This window comes from Prevotella sp. khp7, from assembly GCF_900109055.1.
Classification (GTDB): domain Bacteria; phylum Bacteroidota; class Bacteroidia; order Bacteroidales; family Bacteroidaceae; genus Prevotella.
The window spans coordinates 412,279-436,415 of sequence record NZ_FOIV01000004.1; the positions used below are offsets into that span (position 1 = coordinate 412,279).

The 24,137-nt window shown below is 45.8% G+C and carries 19 protein-coding genes; 5 read left to right on the forward strand and 14 right to left on the reverse strand.

Features of this window, described 5'->3' with window-relative positions:
* Positions 1-129: 129 nt before the first annotated feature.
* The 6 genes from BMX82_RS12030 to hpt form a co-directional block, all read right to left on the reverse strand.
* Positions 130-1,635, reverse strand: coding sequence for a BACON domain-containing protein (locus BMX82_RS12030; protein ID WP_036909803.1), 1,506 nt, complete (start codon positions 1,633-1,635; stop codon positions 130-132).
* 42 nt (positions 1,636-1,677) lie between these two features.
* On the reverse strand, positions 1,678-4,962 hold the full coding sequence (locus tag BMX82_RS12035; protein WP_091769311.1) for a TonB-dependent receptor: 3,285 nt from the start codon (positions 4,960-4,962) through the stop codon (positions 1,678-1,680).
* Positions 4,963-5,102: 140 nt separating this feature from the next.
* Positions 5,103-5,879: a peptidoglycan editing factor PgeF gene (pgeF, locus tag BMX82_RS12040; protein ID WP_091769314.1), complete on the reverse strand. Its 777-nt coding sequence runs from the start codon at positions 5,877-5,879 to the stop codon at positions 5,103-5,105.
* Positions 5,876-7,048, reverse strand: coding sequence for a GTPase ObgE (gene obgE, locus BMX82_RS12045; RefSeq protein ID WP_036909809.1), 1,173 nt, complete (start codon positions 7,046-7,048; stop codon positions 5,876-5,878). The genes pgeF and obgE overlap by 4 nt, the downstream gene beginning before the upstream one ends.
* On the reverse strand, positions 7,038-7,610 hold the full coding sequence (locus BMX82_RS12050; RefSeq protein ID WP_036909810.1) for an adenylate kinase: 573 nt from the start codon (positions 7,608-7,610) through the stop codon (positions 7,038-7,040). Before BMX82_RS12050 ends, obgE begins: the two co-directional genes overlap by 11 nt.
* Positions 7,611-7,643: 33 nt before the next feature.
* On the reverse strand, positions 7,644-8,180 hold the full coding sequence (hpt, locus tag BMX82_RS12055; RefSeq protein ID WP_091769317.1) for a hypoxanthine phosphoribosyltransferase: 537 nt from the start codon (positions 8,178-8,180) through the stop codon (positions 7,644-7,646).
* A gap of 89 nt (positions 8,181-8,269) precedes the next feature.
* On the opposite strand from hpt, the gene BMX82_RS12060 reads away from it, so the two are divergent.
* Complete coding sequence (locus BMX82_RS12060; RefSeq protein WP_036909812.1) at positions 8,270-9,781, forward strand: bifunctional ADP-dependent NAD(P)H-hydrate dehydratase/NAD(P)H-hydrate epimerase; 1,512 nt, start codon at positions 8,270-8,272, stop codon at positions 9,779-9,781.
* A gap of 4 nt (positions 9,782-9,785) precedes the next feature.
* Positions 9,786-10,865 (forward strand): DUF4831 family protein, encoded by a 1,080-nt coding sequence (locus tag BMX82_RS12065; RefSeq protein ID WP_091769319.1) that lies wholly within the window; start codon positions 9,786-9,788, stop codon positions 10,863-10,865.
* A gap of 11 nt (positions 10,866-10,876) precedes the next feature.
* Here the strand turns inward: BMX82_RS12065 and BMX82_RS12070 are convergent, their stop codons facing one another.
* The 5 genes from BMX82_RS12070 to BMX82_RS13255 form a co-directional block, all read right to left on the reverse strand.
* Positions 10,877-12,382, reverse strand: coding sequence for a sensor histidine kinase (locus tag BMX82_RS12070; protein WP_091769322.1), 1,506 nt, complete (start codon positions 12,380-12,382; stop codon positions 10,877-10,879).
* A gap of 134 nt (positions 12,383-12,516) precedes the next feature.
* Positions 12,517-13,521 (reverse strand): class II fructose-bisphosphate aldolase, encoded by a 1,005-nt coding sequence (locus BMX82_RS12075; RefSeq protein WP_091769325.1) that lies wholly within the window; start codon positions 13,519-13,521, stop codon positions 12,517-12,519.
* A gap of 180 nt (positions 13,522-13,701) precedes the next feature.
* Positions 13,702-14,400 carry a LytR/AlgR family response regulator transcription factor gene (locus BMX82_RS12080; protein ID WP_036909815.1) on the reverse strand — a complete coding sequence of 233 codons (699 nt, stop codon included), beginning with the start codon at positions 14,398-14,400 and terminating at the stop codon, positions 13,702-13,704.
* Positions 14,397-15,419, reverse strand: coding sequence for a sensor histidine kinase (locus BMX82_RS12085; RefSeq protein WP_255396610.1), 1,023 nt, complete (start codon positions 15,417-15,419; stop codon positions 14,397-14,399). The genes BMX82_RS12080 and BMX82_RS12085 overlap by 4 nt, the downstream gene beginning before the upstream one ends.
* On the reverse strand, positions 15,412-16,338 hold the full coding sequence (locus tag BMX82_RS13255; RefSeq protein ID WP_091769329.1) for an FtsX-like permease family protein: 927 nt from the start codon (positions 16,336-16,338) through the stop codon (positions 15,412-15,414). The genes BMX82_RS12085 and BMX82_RS13255 overlap by 8 nt, the downstream gene beginning before the upstream one ends.
* A gap of 389 nt (positions 16,339-16,727) precedes the next feature.
* Between BMX82_RS13255 and BMX82_RS12095 the strand changes: the two genes are divergently transcribed.
* The 3 genes from BMX82_RS12095 to BMX82_RS12105 all read left to right on the forward strand — a co-directional run bounded on the left by BMX82_RS12095 (position 16,728) and on the right by BMX82_RS12105 (position 21,126).
* The gene (locus tag BMX82_RS12095; protein WP_036909817.1) at positions 16,728-19,226 is read left to right on the forward strand and encodes an outer membrane beta-barrel family protein; all 2,499 of its coding nucleotides are present in this window, start codon (positions 16,728-16,730) and stop codon (positions 19,224-19,226) included.
* 98 nt (positions 19,227-19,324) lie between these two features.
* A complete protein-coding gene (locus BMX82_RS12100; RefSeq protein ID WP_091769332.1) occupies positions 19,325-20,368 on the forward strand; it encodes a sensor histidine kinase in 1,044 nt (347 codons plus the stop codon).
* 5 nt (positions 20,369-20,373) lie between these two features.
* Positions 20,374-21,126, forward strand: a complete 753-nt coding sequence (locus tag BMX82_RS12105) for a LytR/AlgR family response regulator transcription factor (RefSeq protein WP_036909819.1) — start codon at positions 20,374-20,376, stop codon at positions 21,124-21,126.
* Here BMX82_RS12105 and BMX82_RS12110 read toward each other — a convergent pair.
* The 3 genes from BMX82_RS12110 to BMX82_RS12120 form a co-directional block, all read right to left on the reverse strand.
* Positions 21,116-22,345 carry an MFS transporter gene (locus tag BMX82_RS12110; RefSeq protein ID WP_036909824.1) on the reverse strand — a complete coding sequence of 410 codons (1,230 nt, stop codon included), beginning with the start codon at positions 22,343-22,345 and terminating at the stop codon, positions 21,116-21,118. The two genes, BMX82_RS12105 and BMX82_RS12110, sit on opposite strands and share 11 nt — an antisense overlap.
* A gap of 3 nt (positions 22,346-22,348) precedes the next feature.
* A complete protein-coding gene (locus tag BMX82_RS12115; RefSeq protein WP_255327763.1) occupies positions 22,349-23,029 on the reverse strand; it encodes an MIP family channel protein in 681 nt (226 codons plus the stop codon).
* 102 nt (positions 23,030-23,131) lie between these two features.
* The gene (locus BMX82_RS12120; RefSeq protein WP_036909827.1) at positions 23,132-24,130 is read right to left on the reverse strand and encodes a YqiA/YcfP family alpha/beta fold hydrolase; all 999 of its coding nucleotides are present in this window, start codon (positions 24,128-24,130) and stop codon (positions 23,132-23,134) included.
* Positions 24,131-24,137: the final 7 nt, after the last annotated feature.

Genomic DNA, 24,137 nt, shown 5'->3' on the forward strand with positions numbered 1-24,137 from the left:
TGTTGCAAATATATGAATAAATTCTGATAATTGCAAGTTTTTTATTAAAAAAATGCACAAAATAAGAACGGGCTGTCATCTTACTTAAAAGACGACAGCCCGTTGAGTTATAAAAAGTATTTTTCTTGCTTACTCGTGAGAGAAGTAAATACCACCATTCACCTGAGGCGTACCCTTGTAGGTAGATTTCGGGCCAATGACAGTCAGTTTGTTGCCAACCTTGATGCCATAGGCCGCAATAGCGCCCTTACGAGCATCACCAGTAGCACCCCATCCGGGATAACAACCATATACATAGAGGCGGTTGGTGCCATCGGTAATATAGAGGTTACCATAAGTATCGTTGGCAATCTCGTCGATGGTTCCGCTTACCATATAATATACACTGTTATTATCCTCCTTGGCCAGGAAGTCAGCAATGCTTACCTCGGTAACCTTGTTTGACTTCTCGAGTTGAGCACCTGTCATCTGAGCAGCACCCTTATACTCACCACGCTTACCTACCAGCGTTACTACATCACCAACCTTCAAGCCAGCCTTCTCGAAGTCACCCTTAGCGCCGATACCATAGACATAGGCCTCACCAGAGTAATCCTTGATGTAGACGTTGCCATAAGAGGCATTAGCCACCTTAGTGATGACACCAGTCAGGCGATACTGGGTGTTGCCGACAGGAGCTGCGAGGAAGTCGGCAATGCCACACTCCACAATAGCGCCCTTCTGCTTGATAACAGCCTGAGAAGTTGACTCCTTCTCGCCATCGGTGGTCTTGAAAATAATGGTTGCCTCACGATCACCACCCTCATTCTTGGCAGCACGGAAGGTGATGGTTGGATTAGCACCTGCGGTAGAACTAACCACACCAAGCCACGACTGAGCCTCTGCAGGAATCTCAACAGCAGCACCATTACCCTTACAGGTGAGGTGAGCAGTGATTTCGCCACCAGCAACAGGCAACTCGTTTGAAGCGACACCTGCTACGGTAAGAGAATCGCACTTAACGAGTGACTTAACAATATTGATTACAGTCACGTCAACAAGTTCTACAGTACCGTTATAAGTAGTCTTAGGACCTTCAACAGTAACCACATCACCTACTTCAAGACCCAAGCTCAGGAAGTTCTTTGTAGCACCCTTCTTATCGAGTGTACCATAGATATAGACCTCGCCTGTGCCATCGTTCAAGTACCAGTTACCATAAGTAGTATTGACTATACCTGTTACAGTACCAGTTACACGATAGGTCTTTGAATCAGGACCAGCCAAAACCTCTGCACAGGTAGCGGTAGAGATGGATGTGATGCCCTGAATAACGTTGATGCGCTGTGTCTTACCCTCGCAAGTAATCAGCACTTCAGCAGTACGACCTTCAGCAGCTGCTGCTGAGAAGGTAATAGTACCATCGCCTGTACCTGAGGCTGGAGAAACTGTCAACCAGTCGGGAGCTCCAGAAACACTCCAGCTGCCAGCAGCTTCCACATCGATAGATGTAGAACCGCCACTGGTGCTTAAGGCTACGAATGACTGAGATACACGGATCTCACTGAGATAAGTGGGATCATTATCGTCAGAGCAACTTGTGAACACTGATGCCACAACTGCCAGAAGAGACGGAATGAAATATCTGAGTTTCATATTCTTTTACTTTTTTTCCTTTATTCTATTTTTCCTTTACTATTAATTAAAATAGTACTTGATACCAACAGATGCATACCAGCACTGGCTGAGTGAATAGTTAGTTGACCAGGTCTTCGTATTACCATTGATTACAGAAGGCGTAGAGAAAACAGCATAACCCTGTGCATCAACACCCTCGTACTTCAGGATACGTGGATCTGTACCAATCTCTGTGTTCAGATACTTGGCAACACCCCATGATGAGTTGAAGAAATTCAGAACGTTCTTCATATCGAAGGTGAGCTGCAAAGTGTGCTTGGTCTGACCGATATTCAGTTTGAAGTCGTGCTTATAGCCGAAGTCAATGCGGTGTACCCAAGGAGAGTAAAGGCTATAAGGCTCAGCATACTCACCCTGATGCTTCTTCAGATAACCGTCGTTATGAACATAATCCATGAAACGCTTGGCATCATCAGCAGATACGAAACGGAACTCGCCATTCTCTACCTGAGCATCGGTTGGGATATAAAGTGCATCATAGTTGTAACCATCGCTATTCATATCGTTAACCAACATATAAGAGTAGTTATAACCACCGCGCCATGCCTCGTAAACGAAGTTGTAGTGGTTGCCACACTTATCGTGGATGGTAGCAGAAGCTACGAGACGATCGGGAGTAACATATTGAGAATTGTGGAGCTTGATGTTGTTAGGACCTTCAATAGTAGGAACATAAGTGAAGGCAGACTCAGCAGCAGAACCAGGCATACCTGTTACTTCCTTAGAAACAGTATGAGTATAAGCTGCCATCAGGCTGAGCCAGTCTGTAGGCTGGGCCTTCAACTCAACACTTGCACTCCATCCATAACCGCGGCTGGTATTCTCGAGAACGAATGCCTTGGTACCAGTACGGAAACCAACGGGATAGATAGGACGGTTATCAATGCCATTGAAACGAGCAAAGCCACCTACATTGGGGATACTCCAGTCTGAGATAGACACAGCATTGATGGTCTTATTGTAAATACCCTCAACCGTTGCAGTGAAGGGGAATGAAACAGGCAACTGATAGTCAAAGGCCAAAGAGGTCTTCCATACCTGAGGCATCTTGAACTTAGGATTAACACCGTTAACTGCAGAAGGAACAGTACCATCATCAGGAGATACAGTTGTGGGATAGCCCAGACCCTGAAGTTTGGCAATCATGTCGTTCACGTTGGTCATCAGGCCACCTGCGAACTCATCCATAGTGAAGCCATTCTTCTTGGCGTTAGCAGCATTAATCTGCGCCTGATACTGAACCAGACCGCCATTAGTAGGCATATTGGTGAAGAACACGAGAGGCAGACGGCCTGAGAAGAGGCCAGTACCACCACGAACCTTCAAGCTCTTATCACCAAACACGTCGTAGGTGAAGCCCAAACGTGGAGAGAAAGTAATGCTGTTCTTAGGCCACTTACCTGTATCGATATTGCGTCCGTCATAGTCGAGGGCGAGGATGGCGTTGTTAGTCATCAGGTCGCTGTTGTTGAAGAACAGGCCATCAATGCGCAGACCGTAAGTGAGCTTGAACTTATCATTGATGTTCCACTCATCCTGAGCATAGACACCCGGACGGTTGAACTGTACACGAGCAGCAGGCTTTGTCTCACCATCATAACCATAAGTCAGACAGAAGATCTCTGGAGTGCTATTAAACAGCATATCAGGCTGAAGCACACCACCTACCCACATATCATCGGTAGCGTTGAAACGATAGTAGCCAGAACCATTACGCATATACTGGTTGTCGGCCATCTGATGCTCAAAGCTAAAACCAGCCATAATCTTATGAGCACCAGCATAATAGGTCACATCATCCTTAACGTTCCAGATGGTGTTGTGAACGGCGTTGTTCCAAGTGAACAGCTCATAACCAAGAGCCATGTAGTTGTCGCCATCCTTAGTGATATCGATGAAGGGGAACTCAGAAGAGTTAGTACCACGTATATCGTCGAGCTTAGAGATGGTAGCCAAGAACTGATTAGAGAGGTTCTCTGTCAGACGGCTATTCAAATCGAGTGACCAAGAATGTACGAGATTCTCCATAGAGTACATAGAGTTGGCAAACGACATAGAGATTGGTGACATACGAGAACTTACCATACGTGTACCACCATCCATAGAAGTTCCGTTAGGAGAATTCCAGATATTGTTCTTGGTGTAGTTGTAGCGCAGAGCCAAATGGTGTTTGTCGGTGATGTTCCAATCCAAACGAGCCATCAGTTTGTAGTTGCTCTCATCAGCAGGGAAACTGGTCCAGCTACCTGTATCGTAACCATACTTGCTGGCCATGTACTTAGAAACAGCCTCCAAGTCTTTGTTAGTCGTACGAGAAATGTAGTTATCAGGATCAGAAACACCATCCTCAGAACCTCTCCAACGGTTAACCACTGTAGGAATCTTAATCATTTCACCGTTAACGAAGAAGAACAACTTGTTCTTGATGATCGGACCACCCAGAGTGAAACCATAGGTTGTGGTCTGACTCTTCTCACGGGCACCGTTAATCTGCTGACGCTTCACGGCATCACCCTGCATATTCTCGTTCTTGTGATAGATGTAGGCGCTACCCTTGAAGGTGTTCGTACCTGACTTGGTAATAGCGTTAACACCACCACCGATGAAGTTGGTCTGACGAACATCATAAGGAGAAATCACTACCTGTAACTCCTCGATAGCATCGATAGAGATAGGATTACCACCACCAGGCAGGTTAGAGCTCAGACCGAAGTTGTTGTTGAAATTGGCACCATCAACAGTGAAGTTGGCCGTACGTCCGTCAGCACCAGCGAAACTCATGCCATTACCTCCATAAGGAGACAAGCGTGTTACATCGGTAATAGAACGGCTTACGGTTGGCAGATTGGTAATCTGCTGGCTGTTAATGTTGGTGGCAGCACCAGTCTTCTCGGCAGCAAACTTAGAAGCCTTACCGCTTATGACCACCTCAGCCAATTCAGTAGCGTCTTCAGAAAGCCATACCGAGAGGTTGTAGGTCTCAGCCAGTTGAAGAGTAATTCCCTTCACCGTCTTGGGCTGGAAACCGATGTACGAAACGGTAACTTCATAAGGGCCACCGGTACGCATACCATTGATAGCGAAACGACCAGAGGTGTTTGTCACTGCGGTATAACGAGTACCTGAAGGCTCGTGTATAGCCACAACAGTTGCACCAATGACTTCCTCGCCGTTCTGATCGTCGAGGGTCACCTTTCCAGCCATACTTGAAGTTGTGATTTGTGCCATGGCAGTCAACGACAACGTTAACATCATAGCAACCAGAAAGAGCAATCTTTTCTGCATAAACTTAGAACTGTTTTAATTAATTATTTAGCGGGATGAATCCCTGCGTTGATATTTCGCTGCAAAGTTAAGGAAAATATTCGATTTAATGTTATAAAACGGGAACTTTTTGAAAAAAAAGTGAAAAAAGATAAGATTTCTCATCGGATGACAATACCCGTAAAAATACGCCCAGAGTCGATTCCAAGACGCCTTGCGGAGAAAAAATCATCAGCATGGTCGTAAGTGCAGACACCTGATACCTGAATATGTTGGGGCAGTAACCCTGCCGACTGAAGCTGAAGACGGTTGCACGCCCAAAGATCAATGTGCCATTTAGTATACCTCTTACTGATTAGGTCCATAGGGAAATCTGCGTTCCGGAACTGCTCATAGACTTCATCGCCCACCTCGAAATTTTTCAGTGAAATACCTGGTCCTATAACGGCCATCAACCGTTCTGGACAACACCGATAAGCCTTGATCATTGCAAGAACTGCCTCATGGGTAATACGTTGAACCGTTCCACGCCACCCTGCATGAACGGCACAGACGGCATGACACTCAGGACTATATATAAGAATAGGTATGCAGTCAGCAGTGGACACGCCGACACAAACGTCTCTGACGTCAGTCATCACAGCGTCGACGCCATCGAGTTCCTGATTCCTTGTGGTATCAGGCATTAACAGAAAATTGTCAGTTACACGAAAAATCGTCTTACCATGCACCTGATGTGGGATGATAAGACGATCGGTTGTAATATCTAATTCCTGACAAAGCAGTATGCGATTCTGCCGGATGGCCTCCAAAGCATCACCACAATACAGGTTCACATTCAATTCACTATAGTTGCCTTGACTATAGCCTCCATGACGGGTGGTAGAAAAAGCAGTTACGCCTTCACCCAAATCATAATATGTCAGTTGCGGTCTCACTCACTCTCGTCCTCGTACTCAAAGTCATCGAGATCTTCAATATCCTCGATATCCTCATCGTCGATATATTCGATATCCTCGTCTTCACCCTCGTCAGCCAATTCCTGTGCGAAGCGACTCATATCCTTGTCACGATGCACAAGAGAATCTTCTGAGGTTATAACGGCGAGTTTATTGCTCTCGGCATTCAGTTCACGCCAAAGCACGTCTTTTAATTCTTCAAGACCGAAGCCCGTAACTGCTGAGATAAACACCACAGGCAGGTCTTGTGGTAAGGTCTCGCGAAGCATGTCGATCAGCTCTTCGTCCAAAAGATCACACTTGGTAACTGCAAGCACACGATGTTTATCGGTAAGTTCGGGATTGAACTGTGCCAACTCGTTGAGCAATATCTCGTATTCGCGTTTGATGTCATCAGTATCACCAGGCACCATAAAGAGCAACAGAGAGTTGCGTTCAATATGGCGCAGGAAACGCAAACCAAGTCCCTTGCCTTCAGAAGCGCCCTCGATAATACCAGGGATATCGGCCATAACAAACGACTTACCATCACGATAACCAACAATACCCAATGAGGGTTCCATCGTAGTAAAAGGGTAGTTTGCTATCTTAGGACGGGCATTTGATAACGAGGAAACCAATGTAGACTTACCTGCGTTGGGGAATCCCACCAGACCGACATCAGCCAGGAGTTTCAGCTCGAGGATGATAGTCATCTCCTGCATAGGTTCACCAGGCTGAGCATAACGAGGAGCCTGGTTTGTGGCTGTACGGAACTGGAAATTGCCCAATCCGCCACGACCGCCTTTTAGAAGTACAATCTCCTGCCCATCGTAAGTAATGTCACAAACATACTTACCCGTCTCAGCGTTATATACCACAGTTCCGCATGGCACGTCGATGTACACATCCTTACCGTCGGTACCATGACATTTATCACGGCCACCGTTGCCACCATGCTCCGCAAAGATATGACGTTCATACTTCAGGTGCAACAATGTCCAGTAGTTATGGTTGCCTCGCAGAATAATGCTACCGCCCTTACCGCCGTCACCGCCATCAGGGCCGCCGTTAGGATTATACTTCACATGACGCAGGTGCATAGACCCCTTGCCGCCCTTTCCAGAGCGGCAATAGATCTTTACATAATCTACGAAATTAGATTCCATCAATTACATTACAGATGTCTGCAAAAATACGGTCGAGTTCGCCCAATCCGTCTATATGGAAATGAACGCCCTCTTTCTTATACCACTCAATGAGCGGCATGGTCTGAGAGTGATATACAACGAGGCGCTTCTTAATGGTCTCCTCATTGTCGTCGGCACGTCCACTCTGCTGTCCACGCAGAATAAGGCGCTTCATTAGTTCATCCTCTGGCACGTCAAGCTCAATCATTGCAGCAACCTTATCGCCGCGCTCGTCGAGCATCTTCTTCAGAGCCTCTGCCTGAGGGATGGTACGGGGGAATCCATCGAAGATGACACCCTTGCTATCCTTACCAAAGCTGTCATAGACAGAAGCCAAGATGCTAACCATCAACTCGTCGGGAATCAGCTGACCTTTCTCAATATAGCTGGCTGCTGTTTTACCCAGTTCTGTACCCTTTTTAATTTCACCACGAAGCACATCACCTGTCGAGATATGGTTCAATCCGTACTTCTCAATCATCTTGTCGCTCTGAGTGCCCTTGCCTGAGCCAGGAGCACCGAAAATTACAATATTCTTCATTATCCTGATAATTTATATAATTATTTCATTATTCTACTCCACTATCGTATAGATATCCTTCAGTTCACGTCCTTGCTGATCGTAATCCAAGCCATAGCCCACGATAAAATCATCGGGAATTCGGAAAGCGACATAGTCAAGTGTCAAATCCTCTTGAAGCTTGTCGGGTTTAAAAAAGAGAGTACAGATATGTACAGAAGCAGGGTTGCGAGTACCAAGCGACTCTATCATACGCTTCATGGTCTGTCCACTTTCTACGATATCCTCAACAATGACGACCGTACGACCCGATAAATCTTCGTTGATACCTAGTACCTCCTTTATCTTTCCCGTTGAGGTGGTACCCTGATATGAGGCAAGTTTTACAAAAGATATCTCACAAGGTATGGTCATCTCACGCATCAAATCAGCAGCAAAGATAAACGATCCGTTAAGTACACCGAGGAACAACGGCGTCTTACCTTCCATATCTTTACTGATTTGCTTTGCCACAGCCTTTACACGGTTCCTGATTTCTGCCTCAGTAATCGAAGTCTTGAACGTCTTATCCTTGATCTTGATGATGCTCATACACTGAAAGAATTAAAAATTTGTGCAAAATTACAAAAAAACTTCCAAACTCTGCCATTTGTTAGCATATTTTTCGTATTTTTGCACCTATGAAGATTTTCACGAGTGCCCAAATCCACGAGCTGGACAAATATACAATCGAGAACGAGCCCATCAAGAGTATTGACTTGATGGAGCGTGCAGCCAAAGCCCTAACCCAAGCCATTACCGAAGTATGGAGCAACCAGACACCCGTCGTCATATTTGCCGGTCCTGGCAATAATGGCGGTGATGCACTCGCTGTCGGACGCATGCTTTGCGATAAGGGGTACGAGGTATGTGCATACCTTTTCAATGTCTCTGGTAATTTGTCGGAGGATTGTGCCATCAACAAGAAGCGTCTGTTCGAAAAGAAATCAAAGGCGCTGATTGAGGTGATACAAGAGTTTGAGCCACCACAGTTGGAAACAGGTACACTTGTTATCGACGGACTATTCGGTTCCGGACTTAACAAGCCTCTTGCAGGAGGATTCGCCTCGCTCGTGAAATATATCAACGCTTCTCCAGCCCAAGTAGTCAGCATCGACATTCCATCGGGTCTGATGACGGAGGACAACACCTATAATGTCCGCGCAAACATCATCCGCGCAAACATGACCCTTACCCTGCAACAGCCCAAGTTATCTTTCCTGTTCCCGGAAAATCAGGTTTTCATTGGCCAGTTGAAGGTTCTGGATATCAGACTCAGTAAGGATGGTATAGAGAAAATCGAAGCCAACTATACGGTTGTTGAAGAGAACGATATACGACCAAGATTATTGCCTCGCGATCCTTTCGCCCATAAAGGGAAGATGGGCAATGCACTTATCATCGCTGGGTGTTATGGCATGAGCGGAGCCTCGGTATTAGCGACCAAGGGCTGTCTTCGCGTAGGAGCAGGCAAGGTGACCACCCATACGCCTAAGCGCAACAGCATGATTCTTCAAATCAGCGTACCTGAGGCTGTGATTCAGTTTGACCGTGAAGAAACGATTTTTTCTGAAGCCGTTGACACTGAGGACTTTCAGGCTGTTGGCATAGGTCCGGGTCTCGGAACCAGCGAACAAACAGCTATTGCCATCATTGCCCAGTTGCGACGCACCCAGTGTCCACTTGTGGCCGATGCCGACGCCATCAACATTCTCGCCAATCATCGCGCCTGGCTTCAGCAACTACCCAAAGGTATCATCTTGACCCCCCACCCCAAGGAGTTTGATCGCCTGGAAGGTCCAAGTACCGATAGCTTTGAACGTTTGATGAAGGCTCGCGATTTGGCTCAGCGGCTTCAGGCATACATTCTGCTTAAAGGTCATAACACCTCACTCTGCCTACCCGACGGTCACATCATGTTCAACTCTACGGGTAATGCCGGTATGGCTACCGCAGGTAGTGGAGACGTACTAACTGGAATCATCACCGGACTGCTGGCCCGCGGCTATCAGCAAGAAGATGCTTGTATCGTTGGTATGTATCTCCATGGACTAGCTGGTGACATTGCCGCCCGCGAACTTGGTGAAGAGAGCGTCATAGCTAGTGACCTCATCCAATATTTGCCCTATGCGTTCAAACGCTTAAAAGAATAATCCCATGCGCCGTTTCCTGTCTACACTTTTTGTAATTAGCTGCTCACTACATGTTTTCTCTCAAACATTAGTTGCGTCATATCATCCTGGCGTTACATCAGAAGGAGCGATTTATTATCTGCCAAAAACTGCGCTACGCATCACCGTTCAGGTAGAGAGAAGTTCTTTTACCCCAGGTGAGTTCTGCAAATATGCTGAGCGGTATCTACGCATGAAGGATGTTATCACTGAGCCTGCTATTAACTATAGCATCATAACTATACAACAGGAGCCTGTTGCCGTGGCTGACACCTCTAAGTGTTACGCCATCAAGTTCGATGCGCGCACTTCAGCCTGTAACGTACGTCTTTCGGCTGATGGCATCCTCCTTGGCATCAATACTGATGAAAAAATTGCCACCCCATGGTCATCAGCTATTAATCAAAAGAAAAACAGGCGAAAGGAATTAATCAATCCCCGCTCCTATTTATCTGAGGAGATATTGGCTGCTGGTAGCACGGCTAAGATGGCAGAACTCATTGCACAGGAAATCTATGAGATTCGCGAGAGCCGAAACCTACTCACCCGAGGGCAAGCCGACTATATGCCCAAAGATGGTGAGCAACTTCGATTGATGCTCAATAAGCTAGAGGAGCAAAATCTGGCACTCACAAGTCTTTTTACTGGTGTTACAGTCTCTGACACGACAGAATACACTTTCACCATCACACCTAATAAGGACATCGAGAATCAGATTCTTTTCCGTCTATCTGACAAATTAGGCATTGTCGACGCAGACGATCTCGCGGGCGTACCTTATTATATTAATATAGAAAATCTTAAGACCGTTCCTCCTGTAGAGGTTATCGACCCCAAAAAGAAGCAAAAACAAGCGAACGGCGTCTACGTTAACATTCCTGGCAAGTTACGTTCCACCATCTCCAATGTTCAGGGAATGATGGTTAGCAACGAGTTTCCTGCAGGGCAGTTTGGTAACGTAGAGTTGCTCAGCGGCGCACTTTTCAATAAGCGATACACAACTCATCTACAACTCCACCCCATTTCGGGAGCTGTAGAAAAGTTACAAGCTGATCAACCCAAATAAAGAATTTTCCTTTAGATGTTCAAATCTAATACAAAGCGGGCACCCTTGGTAAAGCTAGAATCAATAGAGAGATCTCCCTTCATGTTCTGAGCCATCTGCTTGCAGATAGGTAATCCCAAGCCATCTCCAGTGGCAAGGTCCTTGATTTCAAGGAAAGGTTTGAACACATCGTCACACTTCTCTTCAGGAATTCCACAGCCAGTGTCTGACACAATAAACTGGTATTTGTGCGGACTGCGTTTCTTGAAATCAAGCCAAATATTACCACCTTCGGACGTATATTCAGCGGCATTGTTCAAAAGATGCAGCAGGATATGCGATACATAATCCTTATGAAGTGTAACATTCATCTTTGGCACATTGACCATCAGAGTCACATTGTTCTTCACCTTGTCGCGTATCTGATCCATCTGATCCTCACAGAACTGTTGTACCTGAACTTCCTCGACTTCCGACATCTCATCTGGCGCATTCTGGAGTTTCGACAATGTCTGAATACGGTTAGAGAAATCAAGCAGCGCCTTTACTTCTGGTATACGGCTATCGAGTTTCTGGAGAGTTGGTTCCAACTGTGCAGAAATGTTACTGATGAACTTTGCCTTTAGGGCATCGCTCTCATTAGCCAGTTTAATAGCCTTTTTCTGTTTACGGGTCAGAAGGATGAAACGCATTAGCACCACACCACCAGCAACCAAGGCAGCAGCCAAGGCCGCCAACAACACGCAGAGACCTACAATAATCACCTGACGGGTGGTCAATGAACTGTCTTTCTCTGAGATAGCAGCCTCATTATCAGCAATCTGTTGCTTCAGAGCCCCAATCTCGTCAGCATGTTTCAGAGCGTTTGCAGAATCCTTCCAGGCAATATAATTGCTATACGACTGAGCAACCATATTGGCATTATTGCTCTTACGACCGTTAGCTATCAGAGTCTGATATACTTCATCAACCTTGTCATACTCCTTCTGCGCTGTTAGTTTGTCGGCCATTTCCTTAAAAACGGCATTCCCTTGCGCATTCATCCCAAACGTATAATAATAGATAGCCTTGGTATAGAGGAGGTCATTCTTCACACCTTCATTGGATGTTTGACCAGCCAGGCTTTCCAGAATATTCAATTGATCCTTGGCACTCTCGCTCTTTCTCAGTTTCATATACATTTGCAAGCGTTCCTTGGTCACCAAATAGTGCGATGCAGCCTTGTCGCTGGCCGTCTGTTTACTAGAGTTGATTGCATCGTCGGCACGACGCAACAGGTCGAATGCCTCTTTATAAAAGTTTTCTTTATAATACAGAGCCGTAGCCTTCACGGCACATTCTACTCCCTGACCTATCTGGCCCTTATTATAATAGTCGTTAAAAGCATGGATATACAATGAACGCGCACTGGCTATATTCTGTTTAGGGTCAATTGCTTCAGCACGTTTCTCTAAATCACTCTTCTGTACCTCCTGCGCGTTAACAAAGCCACCACAGAAAAGCAGATTAAATAGCAATACAAAAATCTTTTTGTTCATCAGTAGAATAAATAAGTGTTTAAATTTATGTGCAAAAGTAATCATTTATTTGTTTTTATCCAAATATTTGAGAAAAAAAATCCCCACTCTGCATGAAACAGAGCGGGGAATATATAAAGCACAAATGTCTCTACTTACTTAGCGAGCTTGCCGTCTGAACCAAGTACGTTCACAATCTTGTGGATGTACATCTTCTTCATGTTCTCGCGAGCGGGCTTCAGGTACTGGCGAGGATCGAAGTGATCGGGGTGCTCAGCCAGGTACTTACGGATAGCAGCAGTCATAGCCAGACGAGAGTCAGAGTCGATGTTGATCTTGCAAACAGCGCTCTTAGAAGCCTCGCGGAGCTGCTCCTCGGGGATACCTACAGCGTCGGGCAGGTTACCACCGTACTTGTTGATAGTGTCAACCTCGTCCTGAGGAACTGAAGAAGAACCGTGGAGAACGATGGGGAATCCAGGAAGCTTAGCCTCGATCTCGTGCAGAACGTCGAATGCGAGTGGGGGAGGAACGAGCTTGCCAGTCTTAGGATCGCGTGTGCACTGCTCGGGCTTGAACTTGTAAGCACCGTGAGAAGTACCGATAGAGATAGCCAGAGAGTCGCAACCTGTGCGTGTAGCGAAGTCGATAACCTCCTCAGGCTTGGTGTAGTGAGACTCCTCAGCTACAACCTCATCCTCAACACCAGCCAGAACGCCGAGCTCAGCCTCTACAGTTACGTCGAACTGATGAGCGTACTCAACAACCTGCTTTGTCAGGGCGATGTTATCCTCATAAGGAAGTGAAGAACCATCAATCATAACAGAAGAGAAACCGTTGTCGATACAGTCCTTGCAGAGCTCGAAGCTATCACCATGATCAAGGTGAAGAACGATCTCTGGATTCTCGCAACCCAACTCCTTAGCGTACTCTACAGCGCCCTTAGCGAGGTTACGAAGGATAGTACCATTAGCATAGTTACGAGCACCCTTAGAAACCTGCATGATAACAGGAGACTTTGTTTCTACTGCAGCCTGAACGATAGCTTGCATCTGCTCCATTGTATTGAAGTTGAAAGCGGGGATAGCGTAGCCACCAGCCACTGCTCTCTTAAACATCTCGCGGGTATTCACGAGACCCAAATCCTTAAAATTTACCATAATTACGAATATAATATTTAAAATGAATAACGATTCAACCTAATCGACTGCAAAGTTACAAAAAAAAGTAAAAAGGTAAAGAAGTAAAAAGGTAAAAGTTACTAATGAACTCCTTTTTTATCACTTTTTTATTTTTTACCCTTTTACTTTTTTACCTTTTGTAAAACGCAGTTTACAATCTCACACTAGCGTATGGTCGTCGAAATAGGCCTGAACAGCATCCTTATAGTTATCCGATACAGGAATAAAGGTGTCGCCAAACACAATCCGCAGGCGATCAACCGAAGGGGCTTCTGTCATATGAACGATATAGGAACGGTGCGTACGCAGAAATTCGGGCTTTGGCAGGTAGTCGTAGAGTTTCTTCATCGACATGAGTGAGAGTATTTTCTCACCATTCTTCAGATAGAAGCGGACATAGTCCTTCAGTCCCTCAATATAGAGTATATCGTCGAGCGAGATACGATGCAACTTGTAGTCGCTCTTCACATACACAAAACGTTCGTGTACCATCTTCCTCATTGTGAACCATTCAAGAGCCTTATCTGTAGAGTTCAGAAAATCGCTATACGAAATGGGCTTCAACAGATAGTCGAGGGCATTTACCTTATAACTCTCAATGGCATATTGGGGAAAGGCGGTTGTAAAGATGACCTTCGTCTCCTCGGGCAATATCTTAGCGAACTCAATACCTGAGAGTTCCGGCATCTGAATGTCGAGAAGAAGCAACTGCACGGATTTGTCACGCAAATCAGTCATAGCCTTGATAGCACTATCATAGACACCAACAAGTTTCAAATAAGGAGTTTTGTTAACATAGCTCTCCAATAAGCCTGCAGCTAAAGGCTCATCATCGATAATAGCACACTTGATAATCATAGTTTAATTATTATTGTAGATGAATAGATTCCCTCTTTTCCAACGACGCCCTTAACCCATTCGTAGCATCCCGCATAAGCATAATCAAGGCGTCTTTGTACTTGCTGAAGGCCAATTCCATGGCCACTGCGGTCATAGCTATTCTTGGGGTAGTTAGAGTTCTTAATATTAAAACAGATAGTATTATCACGCTGTGTCAGCTTGATATGTACGAAACTCGGTTCCGTAGGACTGATACCATGTTTAAATGCATTTTCTACAAGCGAGATAAAGATGAGAGGAGAAATCCTCACACAAGGATCCTGCACATCTTTCTCAAGTCTCACGTCAACACTTGACGACAGACGTATTTTCATCAGGCTGACATAGTTCTCTATAAACTGTATCTCGTCTTTTAACACAACTTCAGCTTCCTGGTTGTCGTATAGCATGTGGCGGAGCAACTTTGAAAGCTGCTGAATGGCATCTTGCGCGCGGGGCTGATCGATAGCCGTCAGTGCATAGATATTATTCAGCGTATTCAGCAGGAAGTGGGGGTTGACCTGCGAACGAAGATTTTTAAGTTCCGCATCAACACGGGCATTTTCTGCTTCCAGACGTGCTTCCTCATTTCGTTGCCATTTTGTAGCCAACACAATAGCCGTAGCCATACCCGCAGACATAGCCAGACTGAGCATATCACGGAAAATATAGTTCAGCGTATCAACCTTCGACTCATAATAATAACCTTCATAAAAGAGTGATTGGGTATAGGACGACCAAGAGTGCAGAAACGTGCCGAACACTACCACCATCAACAGGTTGAACAGCAAATAATAGCGGCGTTTACCTATAACGAAATTATATGGTGTCAACCAAAAGAAGTTCGCATAGAACACCACCATCATCAATAATGGCGTCATACAGTTCATGAGATACTGTATAATATTTACGTCGCTACCCCTCATAAAAAGGAGCGGCGACAGGAACATATAGGCCCATATACCCACATGAAGAATTATATAAAGTGGCTTATTCATGACGGATTGCTTCTATAGGATCCATATTTGCGGCCTTCTGAGCTGGTATGTAACCAAACAGAACACCGATGAACACACACACCCAAAACGACACATAGATGCTCCAAGCCGGCACACTCGACGGCATACCGAATGAAGAGACAAACGTGCTCGCCCCCACCCCGACAAGGACGCCTATCAATCCTCCTGTAACAGATATCAGTACCGACTCAATGAGGAATTGCAGAGAGAAGACTGGTCCTGTAGCACCTACCGCCATACGGAGTCCGATTTCTTTGGTACGCTCCGTGACAGACACCAGCATGATGTTCATGATACCAATACCCGCCACAAGCAAAGAGAAAGCTGCGGCTACCACGAGGATAATCTTCACCGTATCCATGGTCGACGACATAGTCTCCATCATTTCAGTCTGAGAACGGATGGTGAAGTCATCGTCGGCATCTTCTTTCAGCTTATGATTGTCGCGCAAAATCCGGGTGAGTTCCTGAATGGAGTTAGCCGTCTCTTGTGTTGAGAGGTCAGCCTGCTCCTCAGACAGTTTGTCAAGCTTGATGGTGTTCAGGTTTCGGTTGCCGTTCCATACGGTCCACTGCCCGCTCAGCGAGTAAGAGCCATTATATGAGGTCTTATCGACTTTCGCATTCACCATTCCATTGGTCACATACGACATACCCGAGTCTTTCCAGGGCTGGTAGCCCAGGCTCTGGTTGGTCGATGCGCTCAGCGTAGGCAGGAGCGCAGCCTTGGCGCCTTTCAAATCTTCCGTAGCGCTCTCCTTCTGCAGTTTCGACTTCTGGAGGGTGATATTGTTCGCCATCGCATAGTCGATACACTCCTGCAGCGTCCACTGTTTCTGTGCAAATCCTGCCGAAGCGCTCAGCAGTGCTACACCTATTGATAATAACACCTTTTTCATCTGCGATTAAGTCTCACTAAAATCCCTGCAAAGATACGTTTTTTCTCACAAACCACAAAATAAATTCAACAAGAATTAGCATTTAATAAACCAAGCCCACTTTTTCGTCAACAAATCAAAACGCCTTACACAGAAACAGTCATACTCAGAATCATGGCCACAACACCTGTTACCGCTATTATTTTACTTCGAGAGGAGTCTGACTTTGCTCCGAGGAAAGTCCGGGTTTGCTCCGTGCTAAGCATCTCTTTCATGTATTTCGTCGAAAATATCCCCAGAAGTCGTCGAAATCTATTTGGGTGGTAACGGCAAACCACCTACTTTTGCACCAGAAAAACCCGCAAGGGGGGAACGAGAACAAAACAGAATAACAATAAAAAACAGAACATATGAAACAGTTAAAAGCATTTTTCGCAGCAACAGTGATGATAATGGCATCACAAGTAGCAATGGCCCAGACCACAATAAAGGGCGTGTTGATGGACGAAGCACTAGGTGAAAGCGAACCTTTCGCCACCGTCCGCGTATTTAAACAAGGTAAGAAAGATAAGCCTGTGGCAATGTTCCTCACCAAGGAAGACGGACAGTTCGCTCAGGAAGTGAAAGGCAAGGGTAAGTTCGACATTGTGTTCAGCAGTATAGGAAAGGAAGACCTGAAGCTGACTGTAACGCTCGGGCAGCAGAACCCGCTGAATCTCGATACCTTATATATAAAAGAAAGCGCCACCATGCTGAAAGGCGTAGAGGTTGTGGCCCAAAAGCCATTGGTAAAGATGGACGTTGACAAAATGAGCTACAACGTGGCTGAGGATGAGGACTCGAAGTCGAACACCGTTCTCGACATGCTCCGCAAGGTTCCAATGGTTACGGTAGACGGACAAGACAATATCAGCGTGAACGGAAGTTCGTCGTTTAAAGTGTATGTTGATGGTATGCCCAACGTAATGTTCTCATCAAATCCCTCGATGGTATTCAAGAGCATGCCCGCCACAGCTGTAAAGAGCATCGAAGTGATGACCAACCCAGGCGCCAAGTACGATGCCGAGGGAGCTTCTGGCGTTCTGAATATCGTAATGAATAAGATGAACCCGCAGGCAATACAGAGTATGGATGGCTACAACGGAACACTGCGCGCATCAGCTGGTAACAAGCAACTTGGTGCCAGTGCTTTCCTGAACGGGCAAAAAGGAAAACTCTCTTACAGCGCTAACGTGATGACCTCTTACAACAAGCCTGGCACCACGGAGACCGAGATGGAACAGATTCAGGCCAATGGCGGTTCACAGCTGATGACCTCAACTAACGATGTAAAGACACCGTTTACAATGGGAAGTCTGACATTAGGTTACCAGATTGACGACAAGAGTGCACTGAACCTCACTGCTCAGGTGAATAGCATGACAATGAAGAGCAACGGCACCTCGCTGACCACCATGGGGGGCAATACCTATGGCACAGGCTTCAGCTATGGCAGTACTACCGATATGAAAATGACACGCACCTCATTTAATGGTAGTCTTGACTACCAGCGCTTTTTCAACAAGGAACACACTCAGTCGCTGGCCCTCACCTATCAGCTGAACTACAGCCCTGCTACTACAGAGTCGACCAACAACTTTGGCACGGCCTCATCAGTCATCGATCTGACAGACCGTTTCTCAGAAAATAAGGACAAGACCACCAATCACACCTTCCAACTCGACTACACCATGCCTTTAGGGACAGGACAGACACTGAGTCTTGGTAGCAAGTTACAGCTTCACGACGCGACATCAGATGCCAAATATTATCTGAAGAGCGTTTACGACCCAAACTCAAGCAGTGACTATGAGTACAAAAACTCCATCCTTGCGGGTTACGGCGAGTATGCAGGAAACTTCAACAAAGTTGGTGTCAAGGCAGGCCTTCGCTATGAGTACACTTGGCAGGATGTTGAATATCACTTGGGCAACGGAGAGGACTTTACAACCAGTTACGGTAACCTTGTTCCAACAGCCAGTCTACAATACAACATCGGCACAGGCAGCAACCTCGGTCTGACTTACAACATGCGTATCTCGCGTCCGGGCATCTCTTACTTGAACCCTTATGTAGACAAGACCAACCCTATCGCACTTACCTATGGTAATCCAGACCTTGACGTAGAGAAAAATCACAACCTCTCGCTGGTTTACAACCTGTTTACGCCAAAGTTGATGATTAACCTGAACTTGCACCACAACTTTGTAGACAACGCAATCTCACAGTACAGTTTCTATGACGACAGCAATCTGCTGAACACCACCTATGGAAATGTAGTCAAGCGCCATCAAACGGGTGTAAACGGCTATGTAAACTACCTACTTACAAAGGACACGCGAGTATTCTTCAATGGTGGCGTGAACTATACAGATCTTCGCAGCGACGCTCTTGCACAGAACAACAATGGCTGGACTGCCAACGCGATGGTAGGTCTTCAGCAGACACTACCATGGGATCTCAAACTGAGCGCCTTCGCAATTACCTCTACCAAAAGCTATACCCTTCAGGGCTGGAGCGGTGGATTTAATCTTGTAACCGCAAGTTTGTCGAAATCGCTGCTTAACGATAAGCTCAACCTGAGTGTTAGTGGAATTCTCGGCCTCAACGGTGGTGGAAAACTGAACATTGAGAGCAACAGTCGCGGTAAGGACTTCATAAGCCACACCAATATCAAAGTTCCCATTTATGGCGTGACCTTCACCGTGAGCTACACATTCGGAAACACGAAGGTGAGAACCAAACAACATGTGAACCGCGTTCAGAATGATTTCATCGAACAGCAGTCACAAGGCGAGATGCTTAACAGCGTAGGCTCTGGTACTGCAGGAACTGGTACTGGAACAACTAACGGCACCATGCCTCAGTAACATTCTCTCCTCCTGAGTATGGGGATTACTCAGGAGGAGGATTTTTATTTGTCCATTTTTTTGTTCATTCAAAAAATAATACCTATCTTTGCAGTCGTATGAAGAAGATCGAAAGAAAAGACATCTGGTTGTTCGTGGCTCAACTTGCAGTATGGCTCATCATCATGCTGGCACTCCCGTTGGCCACTTTCCTCAGTACACAGGATTTCCATTCCACCAAAACCTCGTTCCGCGTGGTTTGGGGTATTATGCATTCACCCTTCGTGATTTATTTTACCAACTTCTACATTCTCGGACCTTTCCTGTTTTTCAAAAGACGCTTCTGGTTGTTTGTTCTTTGCAATCTGGCGCTCATTCTCTTCATGAATTTTCCCTTCATCTACGTATTCCTAGCCCGTGACCGCATTCCTGAAATGCCTGAGATGTCGCCCAACATGTGGATAGGATTCTTCTCTGGAGTATTCATGTTTCTACTGCTTAACTGCGTCATAGCAGCTATTGCCATCGGTATACGGCACTTTATACGCGTCCGCCAGATTAAACAGCAGTTGCAAGATGAAAAAGCAAAGAATACAGAGGCTGAACTTGCATGGTTGAAGAGCCAGATTAATCCCCACTTTCTCTTCAACACCCTAAACAATATCTCGAGCCTCACACAAATAAATCCTGATGCCGCACAGGATGCCATTGCTCAACTGAGTGACCTTTTGCGCTACGCCATGTATGAAACAAACAAGAAAACAGTACCCATTCAGGGCGAGGTAGAGTTTATGCGTAACTATATCGCACTGATGGAATTGCGTTGCAATGAGAAAACAGAGGTGACCACAACCTTTGACGTCGGACAGAACATGGAAATTGCACCGCTTCTATTCATTTCACTCATCGAGAATGCCTTCAAGCATGGCGTAAGCAGTAATCGTCCTTCAAAGATTGACATCAATCTGCTACAGAACGATGACGAACTGGTGTTCAGCTGTGACAACACCAACTATCCAAAGGACGATGCAGACCGTAGCGGTTCAGGTATCGGTTTGGAGAATACCCGTCGTCGCTTAGATCTTATGTATGCCAACCGCTACAAATGGGAGCAAACACTCGAAGGTGAAATGTATCATATAAAAATCATATTAAAGATTTAAGAGATATGTCATTAACCTGTATCATTGTAGACGACGAGCCTCTGGCAGTCAAGTTATTGGAATCGTTCGTAGCCAAGACGCCAGATTTGGAGCTATTGGGCTCATTTACCGATTCTGTTGAAGCTATTAACGCCATCAAGGAACAGAATCCCCAACTGCTTTTCCTCGATATACAGATGCCGGACTTGAATGGCATGGAACTGGCTCATATGATACCAGCAGAGACGCGTGTGATCTTTACCACAGCCTTTAAGGAATATGCATTTGAGAGTTACGAGGTTAAAGCGCTCGACTTTCTCTTGAAGCCCATTCGCTACAATAAATTCATAGCCGCAGTGGAAAAAGCCCGCGAATGGTTCGGACGAAACCCTATAGAAGTCACAAACGACACAGCAGATGCCATAAAAAACTGTTCCGCAGAGATGCCGTCTACCATATTCCTCAAAGTCGATGGCGAATACCGTCAGATAAGCCTCTCTCAAATCCTATACGTTAGTGGATTGAAAGACTACGTTATGTTCTATCTTGAGGGTGAGCGCAAACCGCTTGTCACACACCTGACAATGAAATCGGTTGAAGAGATGCTGCCAACAACACAATTTATGCGCGTTCACCGCTCATACATCGTAGCCCTTGACAAGATTCGAAGCGTAGACCGTAATGACTGCATCTATATAGGCGACGAGATTATCCGCGTCACCGATGCGTTCCGCGAGAACTTCATCAATTTTCTACAGTCAAAGTTTATCAACTCCTGAGTTTTCTTGCACGGCTCACTACAAGTCCAAAGCCATAGAGGGCCACGATGACATAACACAACAATGGAATGATGAATGGAACCACCATGTCGGTAGCATCGGCTATGATGCCTACCAGCAGGAATCCACATCCGCCCACTGGGGTCATCATCAATATGGATGAAGCACTTTTCGTCAAACTACCCAAACCGCGTACAGCCAGCGAGAAGATTGTCGGGAACATGACAGCTTCGAATAGGTAATTACCTATCAGACCAATCATAGACCAGCGGCCAAAATTCATCAGAACAAGCATTATGCAAGCCACACACCCTGCACCACATAGGAATAACATCATTTCAGCAGGCAGTCTTCTCATAATCAGACTACCGCCAAAACGCCCTACCATAAAGAATGCCAGTGCACCAGTCAGCACAATCGATGCCGTACGATCATCCATCCACCCCATTCCTGTTACATAATTAATGAAGTAGCTGTTAATAGATATTTCCGCAACCTCATAAGAGAGCAGGGCAATAAGTCCATAAACGAAGTATTTATGCTTCCATACTTTCAATAGTGGCTCACGCCCATACCTCGCCTTCTGTTCCATACCGTCGTGATGCACTATCTCAGGAAGACGCACCCTAGAGAATACCGCTGCTATCAACAGCACAACAATGCCAAGTATGACGTAAGGCACAGCCACATTACCATTGCCATCATCGCTGAACAAGAACTGACCGACGGCAAAAGTTGCAAAAAGGCAACCCAGTCCGTTGAACGACTGCGACAAGTTCAGACGGCTTGACGCCGTCTCCTTATCTCCAAGTTCCGTCACATAGGGATTGGCCGCTGTTTCCAAGAACACCAGCCCTACACTGATTACGAACAATGCAAAAAGAAATGCTCCCAAAGTTCCTGCCTCTGTGCAGGGAACAAACAATAGTGATCCTATGCCAAACAGCAATAAGCCAAATACCACACCACGTCTGTAACCCATATAATTGATAAACAGACCTGCAGGTATAGCCATCAGGAAATAGCCCATATAGGTGGTCACCTGTATGAGCGATGATTCAGTAATAGAGATATGCATCTCATTTTGGAAATGCTTGTTCAGCACATCCAGAATGGCACGGGCAAATCCCCATAAAAAGAAAAGAGTAGTTATCAGAACGAACGGCACCAGATAGTTGGTGCCGTTCGTTCGAAAAAGGCTGTTTTTATTTGATTCCATTTTTTACTTATCAGAGCTATCAATGAGCTTCCATATTCCAGCAGCGCAAGCACCACCAACAAAAGGACCAATAATGAATATCCAAAGGTTTGCCAATGCTGTACCACCCTGGAAAACAGCAGGAGCTATAGAACGTGCAGGATTTACAGAGGTGCCAGTATAACGGATACATACCAAGTGAACAAGAATCAGCGACAAGCCGATAGCAAGGCCTGCAAAGTTGTTGGTAGCACCATTGGTCTTACTGGTAGCACCAAGCACCACGAGAACAAATACACATGTAAAGATTACCTCAGCCAGCAAGCCACCTAGAATACTCACATTAGCCTGAAGGTCATTAGCACCTGTTCCTTCTAAACCAGGAACATTCTCCGTCAATATATAGAGCAGCAGACTGCCTATGAAAGCACCTAAGACTTGGAAAAGTATATACATACCACAGTCCTTTGCATTCATTCGTCCGCTAAGAAAGCATCCGAGCGTGATAGCAGGATTGATATGACAACCACTGATACCGCCAATGGTATAAGCCATTGCCACAACAGCAAGTCCGAAGGCGAAAGCCGTTCCCACTACTGCGGGAATGTTATTTACAGGATCACAACCCAGGCTAACGGCAACGCCGCAACCCATCAGTACTAGCACCATCGTGCCAACCATTTCTGCTAAATACTTTTTCATAATCTTTATCGTTTTATGGTTTTAACAGGGGCAAAGATAGTAATTTTTCTTTTCCCCTCCAAACAATAATCCATTTTTTATCCTCATAACAACCATAAACCATCTTCATTGTCCGCCAAGTCTTAAGAAACAACTCGCAATATCATCCCAAGTCTTGAAAGTATCGCTACCGAAACAGATCTGTGTTGCCATGCCATCCCAATGTTGATCAGTGCCGATAAAATAATCACCATACAACAGTTGCCTCTGATTGGTAAAGACGGTATGTCCCCATGCTGGCACATTCACGTACTCATAGAGCCACTGATTGATATCGGTATAGTAGGAAGCATTGTCTGGTGCATCAGCCACAAAATAAAGCTGATAAGTCTCTAAGAGCGTACGGATTGTCTTCTGCGAAGAGCTATTGGGTTTTTGCCACTTATCCTTCAGTGCATCAATACCTATATATATGATAGGACGTTCCCTTCCCTCCTGACGGTCATCAATCCATCGGATGACGGGAACTACCGAGTGCATGAACGAATTGTCATTCATTCGATGTTCACCATGGAAGCGGATGGCCTTCGGATAGTGCCCACGAAACAAATCGTAGGTATTCACTGTAGTATCCTCGTCGCCGAAGAGTCCCCACACCCTCTCCTGTTCCTCGTCTGTTACAGCACTAAAACATTGTTCTGTCAAGTCCTTATATTCTTTGACAAGCGCTTTAGTTACTATAAAGTCCTGCACGCCATCTTGACGAGGGTTTGAAAAGTGCTGAGCTCCTATCATACCATGCTCCTTCATCGTGTCACCCATCCGCATAGCCGGGTTCACCAATATGCGGTCGAAGCCGTCAAGCATCTCCGCATACATGCCTCCCATTGAAGTACCAATAATCAAGTCGGGGGTCTCTGTTTGACATAGCCGACGCAACAGGTCTATAGCATCCTTCGGATGGATGGGCAGGTCGGGCGCAATCACTTCAGCATGAGGTAAAACCTCACGGATACGTGTCACCGTTCCGCTCTGTCCACTACTACCGAAACCATGCACATACAATACCTTTTTCCCTTTGAAGAGTTCTGGGAACTGCTTGATATATTGGTTTATTTGTTCCATACAGATA